This is a genomic window from Geobacter sp. (genome assembly GCF_030834625.1).
In the GTDB taxonomy this organism is placed as follows: Bacteria; Desulfobacterota; Desulfuromonadia; order Geobacterales; family Geobacteraceae; genus Geobacter.
Genome location: NZ_JAUQXO010000099.1, coordinates 16,772 through 33,906 on the forward strand (window position 1 = coordinate 16,772; position 17,135 = coordinate 33,906).

At 63.1% G+C, this 17,135-nt stretch carries 15 protein-coding genes; 10 read left to right on the forward strand and 5 right to left on the reverse strand.

Going from position 1 to position 17,135, the window contains the following annotated elements; translation table 11 throughout:
- The first annotated feature begins 26 nt into the window (after nt 1-26).
- Genes RCH91_RS21155 through RCH91_RS21165 form a run of 3 tightly spaced genes read left to right on the forward strand, consistent with a single transcriptional unit; the run spans nt 27 to nt 2,833 of the window.
- Nucleotides 27-755 carry a Smr/MutS family protein gene (locus tag RCH91_RS21155; protein WP_306537439.1) on the forward strand — a complete coding sequence of 243 codons (729 nt, stop codon included), beginning with the start codon at nt 27-29 and terminating at the stop codon, nt 753-755.
- Between the two features lie 8 nt (nt 756-763).
- A complete protein-coding gene (locus RCH91_RS21160; RefSeq protein WP_306537441.1) occupies nt 764-1,186 on the forward strand; it encodes a hypothetical protein in 423 nt (140 codons plus the stop codon).
- A gap of 6 nt (nt 1,187-1,192) precedes the next feature.
- The gene (locus RCH91_RS21165; RefSeq protein ID WP_306537443.1) at nt 1,193-2,833 is read left to right on the forward strand and encodes an aspartate:alanine exchanger family transporter; all 1,641 of its coding nucleotides are present in this window, start codon (nt 1,193-1,195) and stop codon (nt 2,831-2,833) included.
- Between the two features lie 6 nt (nt 2,834-2,839).
- Here the strand turns inward: RCH91_RS21165 and RCH91_RS21170 are convergent, their stop codons facing one another.
- The 5 genes from RCH91_RS21170 to RCH91_RS21190 form a co-directional block, all read right to left on the reverse strand.
- On the reverse strand, nt 2,840-4,042 hold the full coding sequence (locus tag RCH91_RS21170) for a methionine adenosyltransferase (protein ID WP_306537444.1): 1,203 nt from the start codon (nt 4,040-4,042) through the stop codon (nt 2,840-2,842).
- Nucleotides 4,043-4,188: 146 nt separating this feature from the next.
- Nucleotides 4,189-4,413: a hypothetical protein gene (locus RCH91_RS21175; protein ID WP_306537446.1), complete on the reverse strand. Its 225-nt coding sequence runs from the start codon at nt 4,411-4,413 to the stop codon at nt 4,189-4,191.
- Between the two features lie 33 nt (nt 4,414-4,446).
- On the reverse strand, nt 4,447-4,680 hold the full coding sequence (locus RCH91_RS21180) for a hypothetical protein (RefSeq protein ID WP_306537448.1): 234 nt from the start codon (nt 4,678-4,680) through the stop codon (nt 4,447-4,449).
- Between the two features lie 361 nt (nt 4,681-5,041).
- Nucleotides 5,042-5,866 carry a hypothetical protein gene (locus RCH91_RS21185; RefSeq protein WP_306537450.1) on the reverse strand — a complete coding sequence of 275 codons (825 nt, stop codon included), beginning with the start codon at nt 5,864-5,866 and terminating at the stop codon, nt 5,042-5,044.
- A 22-nt stretch (nt 5,867-5,888) separates the two neighbouring features.
- The gene (locus RCH91_RS21190; protein ID WP_306537452.1) at nt 5,889-8,300 is read right to left on the reverse strand and encodes an Rne/Rng family ribonuclease; all 2,412 of its coding nucleotides are present in this window, start codon (nt 8,298-8,300) and stop codon (nt 5,889-5,891) included.
- Here RCH91_RS21190 and RCH91_RS21195 point away from each other — a divergent pair.
- The 7 genes from RCH91_RS21195 to RCH91_RS21225 all read left to right on the forward strand — a co-directional run bounded on the left by RCH91_RS21195 (nt 8,281) and on the right by RCH91_RS21225 (nt 17,122).
- Entirely contained in the window at nt 8,281-8,493 is a 213-nt protein-coding gene (locus RCH91_RS21195; protein WP_306537454.1) for a hypothetical protein, read from the forward strand. The two genes, RCH91_RS21190 and RCH91_RS21195, sit on opposite strands and share 20 nt — an antisense overlap.
- 86 nt (nt 8,494-8,579) lie before the next feature.
- Nucleotides 8,580-10,499: an ATP-binding cassette domain-containing protein gene (locus RCH91_RS21200; protein WP_306537456.1), complete on the forward strand. Its 1,920-nt coding sequence runs from the start codon at nt 8,580-8,582 to the stop codon at nt 10,497-10,499.
- A 139-nt stretch (nt 10,500-10,638) separates the two neighbouring features.
- A complete protein-coding gene (lon, locus tag RCH91_RS21205; RefSeq protein ID WP_306537458.1) occupies nt 10,639-12,963 on the forward strand; it encodes an endopeptidase La in 2,325 nt (774 codons plus the stop codon).
- Nucleotides 12,960-13,721 carry an ABC transporter permease gene (locus RCH91_RS21210; protein WP_306537460.1) on the forward strand — a complete coding sequence of 254 codons (762 nt, stop codon included), beginning with the start codon at nt 12,960-12,962 and terminating at the stop codon, nt 13,719-13,721. Before lon ends, RCH91_RS21210 begins: the two co-directional genes overlap by 4 nt.
- 4 nt (nt 13,722-13,725) lie before the next feature.
- Nucleotides 13,726-14,517, forward strand: coding sequence for an ABC transporter ATP-binding protein (locus RCH91_RS21215; RefSeq protein WP_373694420.1), 792 nt, complete (start codon nt 13,726-13,728; stop codon nt 14,515-14,517).
- Nucleotides 14,514-15,596 (forward strand): MlaD family protein, encoded by a 1,083-nt coding sequence (locus tag RCH91_RS21220; protein WP_306537462.1) that lies wholly within the window; start codon nt 14,514-14,516, stop codon nt 15,594-15,596. The genes RCH91_RS21215 and RCH91_RS21220 overlap by 4 nt, the downstream gene beginning before the upstream one ends.
- A gap of 35 nt (nt 15,597-15,631) precedes the next feature.
- Complete coding sequence (locus RCH91_RS21225; protein ID WP_306537464.1) at nt 15,632-17,122, forward strand: pitrilysin family protein; 1,491 nt, start codon at nt 15,632-15,634, stop codon at nt 17,120-17,122.
- The last annotated feature ends 13 nt before the right edge of the window (nt 17,123-17,135 follow it).

Sequence of the window (17,135 nt, forward strand, 5' to 3'; positions counted from 1 at the left end):
CTTGAGAGGATGAAAACCGTTAACCCATGAAAAAGAAGAGTCCAAAAACCGAACAGAAACCAAAGGAGTTCGCGGCGCGTCCCTTTGCGGCCCTCAAGGGGGTCAGGGCCGATGATGCCCCCCCGCGGGAGACGGCACAGGCGAAGGCTTCCACCCCTGCACCGGCGAAACGTCCCGCCGACACGGACGATATCTCCCTCTTTTTCCGTGAAATGGCCGACGTGCGACGGCTCCAGCCGGCGGAAGAGCCGTTACGGAAGACGGGCGGTCAGAAGGTGCCGGACAGCTCCGAACTGGCAGAGGCAGCGGAAATCCGCCGTCGGCAGGAGGCCGAGGAGCTTCGGCTCTTTGCCGAAGCCATTACGAACCTGCGGCTTGACGTGACCTTCAGCGACCATGTTCCGGAAGGCGACGGGGAGCACCCCCGGCCGGTCAGCCGGCTCCGGCAGTTGAAGAACGGTCAGATCAGGATCGGCCTCGAACTGGACCTCCACGGCCTCACCCGGCAAGAGGCGCTGGAGAGTCTGGAACAGTTCATTGCCGGTGCCCACCGTCGCGACCAGAAGGCGGTTCTCGTCATCACTGGCAAGGGAAACAATTCACCGGGGGAGCCGGTCCTCCAGGGCGCTGTCCTTTCGTGGCTACGGGAGCGCGGCAAGGGGATGGTGGCCGAGTTTACTCCCGCGCCGCGGGAACTGGGAGGGGGGGGCGCCATCGTCGTCTTCCTCAAGTCGCCGGGGAAAAAGACCGGCTAGGAGACGCCATGTTCGGGCTGTTCAGAAAGAAAACCGGTGAGCCGATTGAGTTCGGAAGCAACGAGGCGGCTTTTGACTATGCCTGCCGTAACCTTGAGAACCTGATTCTTCTGGAGGCGGTCGTTCCAGCCCTGGTGGAGGAACGGCGAGGGACCGGCACGGAGGGAGAACAGCTTTTTCGTATTCGCCTGGCCAACCGCGAGGGGGGCAAAGTGATTGAGGCCTGTACCCTGAAGGAGTCGCTGCGGTATCCCGCCGCGGGGGATTTTGTCGGCTACCGGGTGGTGAAGGTCGAGCCCGAACTGCCTGAGCCCTTCGATCTCCTTGGCTTCATCGCCTACCGGCTCGAACCGGTATACGTACCGGGGAGGGGATGGCGGATCGCCGAAAGCTTCGTCCCCGACAACATCAAGCCGACATTGCGGATGTGACCTTCCATGATCAAGCTCCTTATTGACAATCCGCTCCTCCTCCTCTTCGTTGTCGCTGCCATCGGCTATCCCCTCGGCCGGATCAGGATCCGCGGGTCGAGCCTCGGCGTCGCGGCGGTTCTCTTCGTGGGGCTTGGCATCGGCGCACTCCACCCGGAACTGAAACTCCCTGAGATCGTCTACGTCCTCGGGCTTGCCCTTTTTGTCTATACCATCGGGCTGTCCAGCGGGCCTGCCTTCGTGGCTTCGTTCAGGCAGGACGGGGTGCGGAACAACCTCCTCATACTCAGCGTTCTCGTGTTCGCAGCGGCCCTCACCGTGACGGCCCAGCGGTTTCTTGCACTTCCAGCCACCGTCACCGTCGGACTTTTTGCCGGAAGCCTCACCAATACCCCAGCCCTTGCCGGCGCCCTGGAAACCATCAAACACCTGGCACCGCAGAATCTCATGGAACAGATGCTGGCGGAGCCAGTCGTGGGTTATTCCATCGCCTATCCCATGGGGGTGATGGGAGTCGTGCTTGCCATAAGCTTCGTCCAGAAGCTCTGGCGGATCGATTATGCGGAGGAGGCGAAGCGGTTCAAGATTGCCGGCGCTGCCACCGAGTCCCTGCGGTCGAGGACTATCCGGGTCACCTGGCCCCAGGCCTCACGACTCACCGTGGCGGCACTCTCCCTGCAGGAAAAGTGGGACGTGGTATTCGGCCGGATCAAGCGGGGAGAGGACTATCTCCTGACGGGGCCCCAGGTCCGTTTCCAGTCAGGTGACCTGGTGATCGTGGTGGGGACCGATGCGGAACTGCAGCGGGTGGCGGAGGTTCTTGGCGAGGTGAGCGAAGAGGAAATAACCGCGGACCGGAGCGAGTTCGACTACCGGCGCATCTTCGTTTCAAATCCGAGGGTGGCTGGCCGGCGGCTCGGGAGCCTGGAGCTCTTCGAGCGGTTCGGGGCCACGGTGACCCGGGTACGGCGGGGTGACGACGACTTTCTACCCCATGACGACATGGCGTTGGAGTTGGGGGACCGGGTCCGGGTGGTTACCCATCGGGACCGGATGGGGGAGGTGACGGCCCTGTTCGGCGATTCCTACCGGGCGGTATCTGAGGTGGATATCCTCACCTTCAGCCTGGGGCTCGCCCTCGGGTTGTTGCTCGGCATCGTGCCGATTCCCCTGCCGGGCGGGGTGACCCTCAAGCTCGGCTTTGCCGGGGGGCCCCTCATCGTGGCACTCATTCTCGGGACCATCGGCCGCACAGGCGGAATGGTCTGGAGTCTCCCCTACAGCGCCAACATGACGCTGCGCCAGATCGGATTGGTGCTTTTTCTGGCCGGCATCGGCACCCGGGCCGGTTACGGCTTCGTCTCCACCCTTGCCAAGGGGGGAGGTTTTGCCATCTTTGCAGCCGGGGCCGTGGTCACCTGCTGTGCGGCGCTTGCCACCCTCTGGGTCGGCCATCGGGTCCTTAAGATACCTATGGGGATCCTCATCGGCATGGTGGCCGGTCTCCAGACCCAGCCCGCCGTTCTCGGCTACGCCCTGGAGCAGACCGGCAACGACCTTCCCAACATCGGCTATGCCTCGGTCTATCCGGTTGCCACCATCGGGAAGATTCTCATTGTTCAGGTGCTCCTGTCGATGCTTATGTAATCTCCTTCAGCAGACCGGATATCGTCCCGCAGCAAGTTCCATGCAGAATCCGTTGATCCCCGCCAGCCTCCGGCCGATGATATCCTCGGCCTTTGCCGACACATCCCCGAGCCGCTTTCCCTTTTCCAACAGAAGCTGCGCCGCCGCCATGCGGGGGCGGTCAATGGGGGTTCCGATCCGGCTCAAGAGCAGAACGTGGGCTTCCCTGACTCCTTCCAACTCCTCGCAGATCTCCCGTGCAAGCCGGTGGGCGAGGATGTTGTAAATCTTTCCCACATGGCTCACCGGGTTCTTGCCGGCGGCGGCCTCGGTGCCGAGGGGGCGCCCCAGGGCGATGATTCCGTTGACCCGGTTGCCGCGCCCCACCTGGCCCGAGTCGGCGTCCTCCGCCGACGTGCCCAGGAGGCTCAGGTAGACGCCGCCAAGCCCTCGTCCCGGTTCGTCAAGGGCGTTGAGGCGGGCCTCCTTCCGGCCGAAACCCGGAATGCCCGTCAGAAATTCACCGATCTCCCTTTCCACAACCCCCTTGCGGGCGAAGTACTCCCCTTCGGATTCGATGAAGCGCGCCAGAAGCGGCATAGCCACGGTCACCTCAAGATCGTTGCCTGAGCGGAGTCCCATGACCTTGATGTCCTCGCCGGTTTCAGGGAACCGCTCCTTGAACTCGCGGGAGTTCAGGTGGTGCTCCAGGGAAAGAACCGTCAGTTCCGTCGGTGACAGGGGCCAGTAGCCCACGGCCGCCGAGGTGTCGTTGGCCGCCATGACCGCCCCCGGTCGGGCGAAGATGTCGGTCAGTTCCTCCGACCCGGGGGCGAGCACCACCCGGAAATCCACGTGCAGTTCCGGGTCCACGAAGCGGAGGTTCTCCCTGAACCATTGCCGGGCGGCACCCACGGCGATCTCCGCCACCGGAATCTGCCGATCTCCCACGGAAAAAGTAGCCCGGTCACCGATGATGAGCTCCATGGGACGGATTACCCGGCCGCCGCCGAATCGCTTTTCCACGCTTCCGGCGGCAAGGAGGCTCTTGTCGATGTTGTGGTGGAGGATGCGGCCGAACAGCCGGAGATATTCCTGGGACAGGGCCACGGAGACGGCGTCCATGGCCGCGTCGCAGATATAGTCGGGATGGCCTTTTCCCTTGCGCTCCACGATTTCCACCTGCTGGTCCAGGATGGAGTTTCCCTTGAATGTTTCAATGGTTATCATGGCCTATACTGTACCATATCCGGGCGGAATGTCATGGGGCGGAGAGAAGGAGCGAAAAAAGGGCCGTCCTCCGCGACGATTCTGGTGGCGACCAGATCGGTGGCAGTGGACGGCCTTGGGGACCGCGATCGAAGGGGATATCTGAGTCAAGCCTCCTGGCTGTCGACAGCCTCCTGTTCGGGCTCTTTCCTTGCTTGGCCCATGAGGGAGCTGATGGCAGCGCAGGCCTGTGCCACGACGATGATGGAGCAATAGCCGCAGAATATCCAGAGGAAGACGCCGCCGAATCCTTCGGCGATGCCTGACGAGGCGAGGGCCGGGGATGCGCCTCCCAGAACGAGAACAGATGCCTTGACGATGGTTTTGTCCATGATTCCCTCCAACTCGCGTCCTGGCGACGCGTTCTATTCTCCTCCTTCGACAGACGGTGCCATATCGGTGCGGGTACAGAAGAACATGCTCCTGACCATGGATATGAGCAGGAGGACTCCGGGTACCAGTTGGCAGACGACTGCCATGGTTCCAACGCCGGCGAAAAAGACCAGAAGGAACTCCTCCATGCCGAAGCCGCTCAACAGAAGCGGTGAGGAGAAGTCCTCAAGGGGGGGGAAGCTGATGGTCAGGTAGTCAGGAGACATGATTGTCCTCCGATTGTCCTCTTCTGTTATGGATCTGTAACGCCTGTTGAACGCTTTCCTTACTTGCACCGGCTGTACCAACGAAAGCGTGTGGAGTGCATTTAAGGCAAGTAGCCGATATCGTGGGTAAAATTAAGGGGCGAGAGGGTGCGTCCGGAGGAGGTGTAAGGAGTAGCGTATGTTTTTCCTATACGCACCATGGGGGGTAACGGGGTGGAGGTATGAAGGGGTTATGGTGTAACGCTTTGTAAGTGCGTATTTTTGTACGATGCGGCAGGGGGTGCATGCGGGAAGTATACACCAGGGAGTAAAAAGAACGGGGCTTCTCGCGAAGCCCCACTCGGTCGGAGGGGGTAGTTATCTAGCGGAAGATATAGGCGAAGGAAATGCCCACAATGTCCGACTCGGACTTGGGCTGCCAGATCAGGTATCCGGCCTTCTGTTCGTTGTGGGAACGTTTGAAGCGGAATCCTTCGTAGAAGATGCTGGGGCGGAACGCCTTGTGGCGGAGGCCAAGTTCGGCGAAGGCCGACCAGTCGGAACGGGGCTCGATGGTGACGTCGCCGACGGAGGTGTCCTTGGCCTCGTTGCGGTTGTAGAGGGGGTACTTGGCGCCGGCCTCCAGGAAGAGGGCCGTTTCGTTGCCCATTGGGACTTCACCCTTGAGGCCATAGCGGGTGTAGATGGTGTCCCAGTACTCGGTGGCTCCCCCCACCGGGAAGCGCATACCTGCTTCGGTGGTTGCGGAGGAATTGTCGATGTCTCTGATCCATGTCCGGTAACCGAGCCCGAAGAAGGGTTCCAGTGACCCGCCGTCGAAGGCGAAACGCCACCCGAGATCCCCTTCGAACTTTGCGCCGAAATAGCGCGTATCAGAGTCGACAGGTCGGTTATTGAAGTCACGGTCGTCTGATTGCGTCTGGCCTTCATAGTTGACTACTGTGCCGAACAGTTCAGCCTTGCCGTGGAGGATGAGAGATCTTTGGTGGAGGTCCACCCGCGCGGCAGCACCGGCACCGAAGATGGGGCCACTTTCCTTCAGTAATCGGCTGCCGCTATCGTCATACTCCTTCCAGGAGAAGTATCCGCCATACCCGTAGGCACTGATTTCCTCAAGTCCCTCTGCGAGGCAGGGTGAGGCCATAAGCAGGGCGGCAAGCATTGATATCGCAAACAAATGGCTCATGGTCGCGTCTCCCGGGACCTCGTCAGGGTGTTTCGGTTTCGTGTGGAGCTTCGGCGGCCTCTTCTTTCTTCTTGCGCGGCGCCCGCTTGCGCTTTGGGGCCTCGGCTCCCTGCGTGGGCTCTGCCGGTTGTGCTTCCGTGGCGACGATTTCCTCCGCTACGGCCGCCTTCTTGCGTGGGGCACGCTTGCGCGCAGGCTTTGCCGGTGCTTTCTCGGTGGGCGCCGGTTCGGCGGCTACGGCGTCTGCCGTCTGGGGTCCCGTGGGTTCAGGTGCAGCAACAGCGGTCTTTTTGGTGCGTGGGGTGCGCGGCTTCTTCGGCTTCGGCTCCGCCTGCTCCGGAGAAGGCTCGACCGGGTGAACCAGCGCAGGTTCCGGTGCCTCGGCGGGCGCCTCCGCTTCTTCGGCAGACTCCCCTTCCTCTCCCCGCTTGCCGCTGCGGCGTTTACGGCGCCGACGTTTCTTCTTCGCCTCTTCGGCAGCCGTTTCTCCCTCTTCTGCGGTTTCCGCCACGGCTTCCGCTTCCGGGGATGCGGGGGCTTCGGACTCGGGCGTCATCTCTTCTTCGCCGGCCTCGGCTGCCTGAACCTCTCCGGCTTCACCGGTGCGGGGTTTCTTGCCCCGGCGCCGCCTGCGCCGCCGCTTCTTCTTCGCTTCCTCGCCCGGGGCCGTCTCGGCGCTTTCCTCGTTCTCCAGAGGTTCCTCTCCCGTTTCCGGTTCTTCGCCAGTCTCCTCGTCGAGCTGGCTCTCGTCGGCAAGGGCGGCGGCTGGAGCCTCTTCCCCCTTTCCTTTCTTCCGGCTGCGGCGGCGTTTGCGCTTTTTCCCCTCAGCCCCTTCCTGGGGCGTCGTCTCTTCGGCCTCAACCGCCTCGACAGTTTCCTCGATCGCTTCGGGTTTCCTTCCCAGCGGTTCCACGGTTTCGGCTGGAAGCTCGATATGGGCCGGCTTTTCCCGCTTGACCGTCTCCAGTTCCAACTCGTTCATGAGGAAGGAGGTGCGCCCCTTGACCGTGACCACGATGTCGTAGTCGTCTTCGATCCGGGCCAGCTCCCGCTTCTTGCGGTTCAGGAGGTAGTAGGCAACCTCCAGGGGGAGCCCGCCGTGAACCTCGGCAATGTTCCCCTTGGCTGCGGCGGCGTGGACCTTGCGGAGGAAGGAGAGGGCCATGCTCTCCACGTTCTTCACCTTGCCCCGGCCGCTGCAGTGGGGGCATTCGAGAGTGCTCCCCTGCTCCAGGGTCTGCTTGATCCGCTGGCGGGACATCTCCAGCATGCCGAACTGGGAGATGCGTCCCACCTCGACCCGGGCCTTGTCCTCCTTGAGGGCGGCCTTGAGGGCCTTCTCCACGGCGTTGTTGTGCTTGCGGTCCCGCATGTCGATGAAGTCGAGGACGATGAGCCCCCCCAGGTCCCGCAGGCGGAGCTGACGGGCCGCCTCTTCGGCCGCCTCCATGTTGGTCTTGAAGGCGGTGTCCTCGACCCCCTTCTCGCCGGTGGTCTTGCCGGAGTTCACGTCGATGGAGACCAAGGCCTCGGTGGGCTCGATGATGAGGTATCCCCCCGATTTGAGCGGCACCTTCTTCTCGTAGATCAGGTCGATCTGCTCCTCGATCTGGTAGCGGGAGAAGATGGGACGCTTCTCCGTATGGAGCTTCACGAGATTCTCGTATTTGGGCATGGTCTGCTTGAAGAAGTCACGGGCCTCTTTGTAGACCTCCTTGCTGTCCACGAGCACTTCGTCGATCTCGGCGGTGAAGTAGTCGCGGATGGTCCGGATGACGACATTCATCTCCTGGTAGATGAGGGCAGGGGCCTTGGTGGCGGCCGCCTTCTCCTGGATCGACTGGTGGAGGCTGAGGAGGTTCTGGAGATCCTTGGCCAGCTCGGTCTTGGTCTTGCCGAGGGCCTCGGTCCGGACGATGTAGCCGATCCCCTCGGGAATCTCCATCTGGCTGAGTTTCTCCTTCAGCTTCTTGCGGTCGGCATCGCTTTCCACCTTGCGGGAGATGCCGGCGGAATCGCTCCCCGGCATGAGGACCATGTAGCGTCCCGGAAACGACATGTAGGTGGTGAGGGCCGCCCCCTTCATGTCCCGCTCCCCCTTTTCCACCTGGACGATGAGCTCCTGACCCCGGCGGACCACCTCCTGGATGCGGGGGCGGCGGTTGCGGTTCTCGGGGGGGACGTCGTCGCGCCACTGCCAGAAGGAGGGGTGGATCTCACCCATCTGGAGGAAGCCGAGCCTCTTGGAGCCGATGTCGACGAAGGCTGCCTGGAGCCCCGGTTCCACCCGGACCACCACCCCCTTGTAGACGTTGCCGCGGGTCTGTTCGCTCCCCGCAATTTCGATGTCCAGATTGTCCAGCTTGCCGTCTTCGACGATGGCTACGCGGGCCTCCTCTGGATGCATCACGTTGATGAGCATCTTCTTTGCCATTGGTTCCAGTCCTTTTGGGCAGCGGGGCACACCCCGCGCCGCTGAAATGTCGGCCGCCGCCGGCACGAAGCCGGGCAGCCCGATTCTTGATATCCAAAATACCCGCAGCCATGGCGAACGGGCCTTGAAGTCGCGTAAAACCTGTAAACTATACCAGAGTTTTTTGCCATTAATAAGAAAAAACTGGCTTTGATGGGTATTTAGACAGGAGTGGAGATTGACAAGGCCGTTTTGCCCCCCCTACAATGGCTCTATCTCACAAACACGGAACGGAACTCCATGCTGCATCTCAAAAACCTCTCCAAGGACTTTGCGGGAAGAGCCCTCTTCACCGGCATCAACTGGCATCTGAAAAAAGGGGAGCGGGTCGGCCTCGTGGGGGAGAACGGCGCCGGCAAGTCGACCCTCATGAAAATAGTCGCCGGGCTCGTGGAACACTCGGCCGGCGAGCTGATTTTTGCCAAGGGAGCCACGGTCGGCTACCTCCCCCAGGACGGCATCGTCACCCGGGGGAGGGTGCTCCTGGCCGAGGTGATGACGGCCCTCGACGATCTCCAGGAGATGGAACGGGAGTTGGCCGTGCTCACCCGGCGCCTGGAGGAGGTTCCCCACGACGCGCCGGAGCACGATGCCCTGCTTGACCGCTACGGCCGCATCCAGGAGGAGTTCCGGCTCCGGGGCGGATACGCCATGGAGGCCGAGGCATGCCGGGTGCTGGACGGTCTCGGCTTTCTTCCCGCCGACCGGGGCCGCGACTGCGGCGAGTTCTCCGGCGGGTGGCAGATGCGGATCGCCCTGGCCAAGCTCCTGCTGCAAAAGCCCAACGTGCTCCTCCTGGACGAGCCCACCAACCACCTGGACATCGAGGCCCGCAACTGGCTGGAGGGGTACCTGCAGGAATACCCCCATTCCGTGATCCTCGTCTCCCACGACCGCTTCTTCATGGACCAGGTCTGCCAGCGGATCACCGAGGTCTGGAACAGCGTCCTGACCGACTACCACTGCTCCTACAGCCGCTACCTCGTCCAGCGGGAGGAGCGGGTTGCGGCCCTGCGGGAGGCGAAGCGGCGCCAGGACGAAGAGGTCCAGAAGATCGAGGACTTCATCAGCCGCTTCCGCTACAAGGCCGATAAGGCCGCCCTGGTCCAGTCCCGCATCAAGCAGTTGGAGAAGATCGAGCGGATCGTCCTTCCTCCCGAGCGGAAAAAAATTCGCTTCCGCTTCCCCGATCCCCCGGCCAGCGGCCGGATCGCCATGGAGCTTGCCGGGGTGGTGAAGGCCTACGGCGCCAACGTGGTGCTCAACGGCGTCGGCCTCACCGTGGAGAAGGGGGAGCGGATCGCCCTGGTGGGGCACAACGGGGCCGGCAAGTCAACTCTCATGGGGATTCTGGCCGGCAAGCCCTTCGATTCGGGTGAGCGGATCGTGGGGCACAACGTTGCCCTCGACTACTTCGCCCAGGACCAGGCCCAAGTCCTTGACAGCGAACGGACCGCCTACGACGAGCTCCTGGCCGACGCCCCCTTCGCCATGGTGCCCCAGCTGCGGGACATCCTCGGCGCCTTCCTCTTCTCGGGGGACGACATCCACAAGCGGGTGGCGGTCCTCTCCGGTGGCGAGCGGAACCGCCTGGCTCTGGCCAAGATGCTTCTGCGCCCCTCGAACCTTCTTCTCATGGACGAGCCCACCAACCACCTGGATCTCTTCAGCAAGGATGTGCTCCTGGACGCCCTCAAGACCTTTGCCGGCACCGTGGTCTTCGTCTCCCACGACCGCTACTTCATCGACGCACTCGCCACCCGGGTGGTGGAGGTGGAAGGGGGGCGGCTCACCAGTTACCACGGGGATTACGAGTACTACCTGGCGAAAAAGGCGTCGGCAGATTCCGTGGTCGTCCCGCTTTCCCCAGTCCCCCCATTCCAGGCCTCAATCCCTGATTCCAAGGATACGCGGATGCGCCAACGGGAGGAGGAGAAGCTGCGTCAACGGGATGAGAAACGGCGCCAGAAGCGTCTTGAGGAGCTGGAGGCGGCTATTGCCGCGGAGGAAGGGCGTCTCGCCGAACTGGAAGCACGGATGGCCAACCCCGCCTTCTTCCAGGATCTGGAAGCCGCCCGGCAGGGTGGCGAAGAGCACGCGGCCTTGACGGTACGGATCGCCGGGTTGTATGAGGAGTGGGAAACGGCCGCCACCGAGTAATGGGGCTGGCTCCCGGCGCTATCCCCGCGATGGGGCTCATTTCCCGCGCCGTTCCTTGACAGGAGCGGCTTCGGCGGCTACTCTCATTACTATACCCTTACGCCACCCCAAGCTCCTTCGACCCGAGGACCCGAACCCCATGTCCGAATCCGTGTCGATATCGATGCCTTCCATCCTGCCGCTCTACCCTATCCGGGAGATCGTGGCGTTTCCCTACATGATTTTCCCCCTGTTCCTCAAGGATGAGGAGCTTGCCCGCTTCGAGGAGATGCTCGGCAGCGAACAGCTCGTGGCCCTCGTCCGCCCCCGGGAGGAGGCCGCTCCTGACAGAATTCCTCCGCTCTTCGAGATTGGTACCCTCTGCAAGGTCAACCAGATTCAACGCCTTTCCGAAGGCGGGGCCAAACTGGTCCTCGAGGGGGTCTCACGGGTCCGTGTGACGGAGGTGATCGAGACGAACTATCACCTCCAGGGCCACTGCGAGCCGGTACACGAGTTCGTGGAGCGGTCCATGGTCTCCGAGGCCCTGGTCCAGAGCCTCAACGCCCTCCTCAAGATCGCCCTTTCCTACGGCCGGCCCCTCCCCGAGGATGTCATGAAGATGATCGACCTCATCGACAACCCGGCGCGGCTGGCGGATCTGGTGGCCCTTTACGTCAATCTCCCCCTGGACGAGCAGCAGGGGATACTGGAAACCGTCGACCCCCTGGAGCGGCTCAAGAAGGTCTACATGCACCTGACGAGCGAGGTGCAGCGGCTTCAGGTGAAGGGAGAGGTCCAGGCGGAGGTGACCAAGCGGGTCGGCAAAAGCCAGAAGGAGTACCTGCTGCGGGAGCAGATGAAGCAGATCCAGGAGGAGTTGGGCGAAGAGGATACCCGCGCCGCCGAGATGATTGATCTCAGGAAGAAGATCGACGCGGCCGGCATGCCCGCCGATGTGCGCAAGGTCGCCGACAAGGAGCTGAAGCGGGTCGAGCGGATCAACCCCGCTTCCCCCGAGTACACGGTGTCGCGCACCTATCTCGACTATCTGGCCGGGATGCCCTGGAAGAATGCCACTAGGGACAATAACGACATCAACCAGGCCGAGGCGGTGCTGGACGAGGACCACTACGACCTGAAGAAGGTGAAGGAGCGGATCCTCGAGTACCTGGCGGTCCGGACGCTCCGGGAGCGGATGAAGGGTCCGATCCTCTGTTTCGTGGGGCCGCCGGGGGTGGGGAAGACGAGCCTCGGCAAGTCCATCGCCCGGGCCCTGGGACGCAAATTCATCCGCATGTCCCTGGGGGGGATGCGGGACGAGGCGGAGATCCGCGGCCACCGCCGCACCTATATCGGCGCCCTCCCGGGCCGGATCATCCAGGAGATCTACCGCTGCGGCACCAACAATCCGCTCTTCATGCTGGACGAGGTGGACAAGATCGGCCTCGACTTCCGGGGGGACCCGGCCAGCGCGCTCCTGGAGGTTCTCGATCCGGAGCAGAACAACAGCTTCACCGACCACTACCTGGATGTCCCCTTCGACCTCTCCAACGTGATGTTCATCACCACGGCGAACCAGCTGGACCCGATCCCCGCGGCCCTCAAGGACCGGATGGAGGTGATCCGGCTCTCGGGCTACACCGACGAGGAGAAGGAGAAGATCGCCGTCCGCTACCTGGTTCCCAAGGAGATCGAGGAGAACGGCCTGGCGGGCACCCCGCCCGTCTTCGCTGACGACGCCCTCTACAAGATCATCCGCGACTACACCCGGGAGGCGGGGGTGCGGAACCTCCAGCGGAGCATCGCCTCGGTCTGCCGCAAGGTGGCCAAGGAGATCACCCAGGGGAAGCCGTTGCGGGAAACCATCACCCCTGCTGTGGTGGAGGAGCTTCTCGGCCCCCGCACCTTCTTCAACGAGGTGGCCTCGGAGCAGGACCGGGTGGGGGTCGTCACGGGGCTTGCCTGGACCGAGACCGGCGGCGACATCATCTTCGTGGAGGCGACCCGGATGAAGGGAAAGGGGGAGCTGATCCTGACCGGTTCCCTGGGGGACGTCATGAAGGAGTCGGCCCGGGCGGCCCTCTCCTTCGTGCGGGCCAACGGCGACGAGTGGGGGGTTGGCGAGACGGCCTTCGCCGACACCGACATCCACATCCACGTGCCGGCCGGCGCCATCCCCAAGGACGGGCCGTCGGCGGGGATCACCATGGTGATTGCCATCGTGTCGCTCCTGTCGGGGCGGCCGGCCCGGCGCGACGTGGCCATGACCGGGGAGATCAGCCTCACGGGGCGGGTCCTGGCCATCGGCGGGCTCAAGGAGAAGGTGCTGGCGGCCCGGCGGGCCGGGGTGAAGACGGTGGTGGCCCCCGGCCGCAACCGGGAGAACCTGGAGGACATCCCCGACGACGTGAAGGAGGAGATTGCCTTCGTCTTCGCGGATGACGTGCGCGAGGCCATCGGAGCGGTTTTGCAACAGGTATGAACCCCGAACGCACCGTCAAATGGTTCCTCCAGGAATTCCAGGCATACTTCGCCCTTGCGGCCCGGGCCGTCGTGCGGATTTTTCGCAGGCCCCGCTATTACCGGGAGTTTGTCACCCAGCTGGACAAGATGGGGGTCGGCTCCCTTTTCATCGTCAGCCTTACGGGGTTCTTCACCGGCATGGTGATGGCGCTCCAGGCCCTGATCCAGCTGAAGCCCTTCGCCGCCACCAGCTACGTGGGGGCGATGGTGGCCGTCACCATGGTGAAGGAGCTGGGACCGGTCCTCTCCGCGCTCATGGTGGCGGGTCGGGTCGGCTCTTCAATCACCGCCGAGCTCGGCACCATGGTCGTCACCGAGCAGGTGGACGCCATGCGGGTGGAGGGGACCGACGTCATCACCCGGCTTGTTACCTCGCGGCTCAAGGCGATGCTCGTGGCCATGCCCCTTCTGGCCGTGATCACCGACGCCCTGGCGCTCCTGGGGGGGTACATCATCGCCTCCGGCTACGACATCAACCTCCTCATGTACTGGAAGTCCCTCTCCCAGTTCATGGTCTTCCAGGACCTCATCGAGGGGGTGGCGAAGCCCCTGGTCTTCGGTTTCCTCATCGCCACCATCGGCTGCTACGTGGGGCTCAACACCCGGGGCGGCGCCGAAGGGGTGGGGGCCGCGGCCAAGCGGGCGGTGGTCGTCACGTCCATCATGGTGCTCGTGTGTGATTTCTTCATGACGAAAATCTTTATTGTCTTCAGGTGATGATGTGACTGACACGCGGGGCATACGGATGGATCAGGTCTCCTACACGGTGGGGGGGCGACGGATCCTCGACGGGTTCGACCTCCATCTGGAGCCGGGGGTGAACCGGACCATCCTCGGCATGAGCGGGGCCGGAAAGACCACCATCCTGAAGCTGATGCTGGGTCTCCTGAGGCCCGACGGGGGGACCATCTCCATCGACGGCGTCTCCATCTGTGGGCTGAGGGAGCGGCAGCTGATCGAGGTCCGGAAGAAGATCGCCATCGTCTTCCAGGGGGGCGCCCTCTTCGACTCCATGACCGTGGGGGAGAACGTGGGATACCGTCTCCTGGAGGAAGGGTGGCTGTCCGAGAAGGAGATCGAGGAAATCGTGCGGGAAAAGCTCTCCTTCGTGGGGCTGGAGCAGACCATCGACCTCTACCCGGCGGAGCTTTCCGGCGGTATGAAGAAGCGGGTCGCCATTGCCCGGGCCCTGGCGGCGGACCCGGAGTACATCTTTTTCGACGAGCCCACAACGGGCCTCGACCCCATCGGGGTCTACAACATCCAGAACCTGATGCTGAGGCTCCAGGGGGAGGGGAAGACCACCCTCATGGTGACCCACGACCTGGAGACCGCCTTTGCCGTCTCCCAGCGCTTCTCCTTCCTCCACCAGGCGCGGCTCGCCTTCGAGGGGACGGAAGCTGAGATGAAACAGTGCCAGCTGCCGGAAATCCGCGAGTTTCTGGCACCCACGGACCGCTCCCTGTTCACCTACGAAACCAACAACATCCAGACGGAAAACAGAACCCTATGAAACGAAGCGACAACGTATCGTGGTCCCAGCTCAAGGGGGGGATCTTCATCCTGGTGGCCCTGGCCTTCTTTGCCGGCGGCGTGCTCATTATGGGGGACAAGACCAAGTTCTTCGTCCCCAAGGGGAGGCTCTCGGTCATCATGACCGACGTGGCGGGGCTCAAGGTGGGGGCACCGGTCTGGCTCGCGGGGGTCGACGTGGGGATCGTGACCAATATCGAGTTCGAGCGTCCCGAGGCCACCAACGAGGTGGAAATTGTCCTGGAGGTGGAGCGGGAGGCCCTCAAAAAGATCGGCGCTGACTCGGCCGTGACCGTCAAGACCCGGGGGCTCCTGGGTGAGAAGTACGTGGACATCACCCCCACCAGCGAGATCGTGGCAAAGCCCGTGGAGCGGCTTCGGGGCACCACCATGCCGAAGCTGGACGACGTGGTGCAGAAGGCGGCCAGGGCCTTCGACCGGGTGGACGCCATCGTGGCCAAGACCGAGCGGGGGGAGGGGACCCTGGGGCGCTTCGCCAACGACCCGAAGCTCTACGACAGCCTGGTGCGCCTCACCACCGAGCTGAATACCGTCGCCGCCTCCGTCAACCGGGGTGAGGGGACCCTCGGCATGCTCAACAAGAGCCGGGAGCCCTACGAGAAGCTCATGAGCATTCTGAGTCGGGCCGACGACACCCTCACCGACATCCAGTCGTCGGAGGGGACCATGAGCAAGCTCCTCCATGATCGGGAGCTCTACGACAAGCTCGTTGCCGTGGCCAGCAAGGCCAGCACCGCTGCCGACGAGGTGAGGGAACTGAACCGTAAGCTCCTCTCCAAAGAGGGAACCTTCGGCATGCTCATGGCCGACCGGGAGGTTTACGACAAGGGGCTCACCCTCATCAACCGGGCCGACACCTCCCTCAAGTCTCTGGAAGAAGTAACCGCCCGGCTTGAGCGGGGAGAGGGGACCGCCGGCAAGCTCCTTTCGGACCGGGAGCTCTACGACCGGCTCAACCGGACCGTGGACGATCTGGATCTCCTGGTGAAGGACATTAAGGAAAATCCCAAAAAGTATCTGAAGTTTTCAGTGTTTTAGTTTGAACGATTCCCATGCACAGTGCGAGGTTACTGATGAAAAAGCTGTACCCCATTTTACTCCTCACGCTTCTCGCCTCACTCCTCACGTTGCCTGCCTTCGGCGCCGGCCTGGAGGAGCGGGTGCGGGAGCACACCCTGAAAAATGGCATGAAGCTCCTCATGGTGGAACGCCACACCTCCCCCACGGTGGCCGCCTGGATCCGCTTCCGGGTCGGGAGCGTGGACGAGCGGAGCGATGAGCGGGGTATCGCCCATCTCCTGGAGCACATGCTCTTCAAGGGGACCACGACCCTCGGTACGAAGGATTTTGCCGCGGAGAAGCCGCTCCTGGACAAGATCGAAGAGACGGCACATCTCCTCGTGGCGGAGAAGACCAAGGGGGAGAAGGCCGACCCGGCAAAGGTGGCCGACCTGCAGAAGAAGCTCAGTGACCTGGAGGCCGAGGCGGCCAAGTTCGTCATCAAGGAGGAGTTCGCCGAGATCTACGCCCGAAACGGCGGCTCCGGCTACAACGCCTTCACGAGCAAGGACGGCACCACCTACCTCATCAATATGCCGGCCAACAAGCTGGAGCTCTGGGCCGCCATCGAGGGGGATCGGATGCAGAACGCCGTGCTCCGCGAGTTCTACACGGAGCGGGACGTGGTCATGGAGGAGCGGCGCCGCTCCTACGACACCGAGCCGGGGTCGAAGCTCTGGGAGAACTTCGTGGCCACTTCCTACCACGCCCACCCCTTCGGCCAGCCGATCATCGGGTGGATGTCCGACATCGAGAACCTGACCCGCACGAAGGCGGAAGGGTTCTACACGAGATACTACAAGCCCAATAACGCCATCGTGGCCCTGGTGGGGGACATCGACCCCGAGAAGATCATTGCCCTGGTGGAGAAGTACTTCGGCGCCATTCCTCCCGGCACCCCAGTGGGGCCCGTGGCGGTGGTGGAGCCCGGGCAGCAGGGGGAGCGGCGTCTGGAGATCGTGGCCGACTCGGAGCCGGAGCTCCTCATCGGCTTCCACAAGCCGAGCCTCCCGGCCGCGGACGACTACGTCTTCGACGTCATCGACATGATCCTGGCCGACGGCCGCACTTCTCGTCTCTACAAGAAGCTCATCGTGGAGAAGCAGCTGGCCACCGAGATTTCCAGCTTCTCGGCGCCGGGGAGCCGCTACGCGAACCTCTTCGTCATCGCCGCCACCACCCGCGCCCCCCACACCGTGGCCGAGGTGGAGGCCGCCGTCTACGAGGAGCTGGAGCGCCTGAAGAAGGAGCCCATCACCGACCGGGAACTGCAGCAGATCCTGAACCGCCTTGAGTACGAGGAAAGCCGCCAGATGCTCTCCAACGGCGGCCTTGCCCGCAACCTCACCGAGTACGAGGCGGTGGCCGGCACCTGGCGCTACATGATCGAGCACCGGAGCAAGGTGGCCAAGGTGACTTCCGACGACGTGATCCGCGTGGCGCGGAAATACTTCACGAGGGAAAACCGGACCGTGGGGTTCATCACGAAGAAGACCGAGAACTAGAGAGTAACGGGGA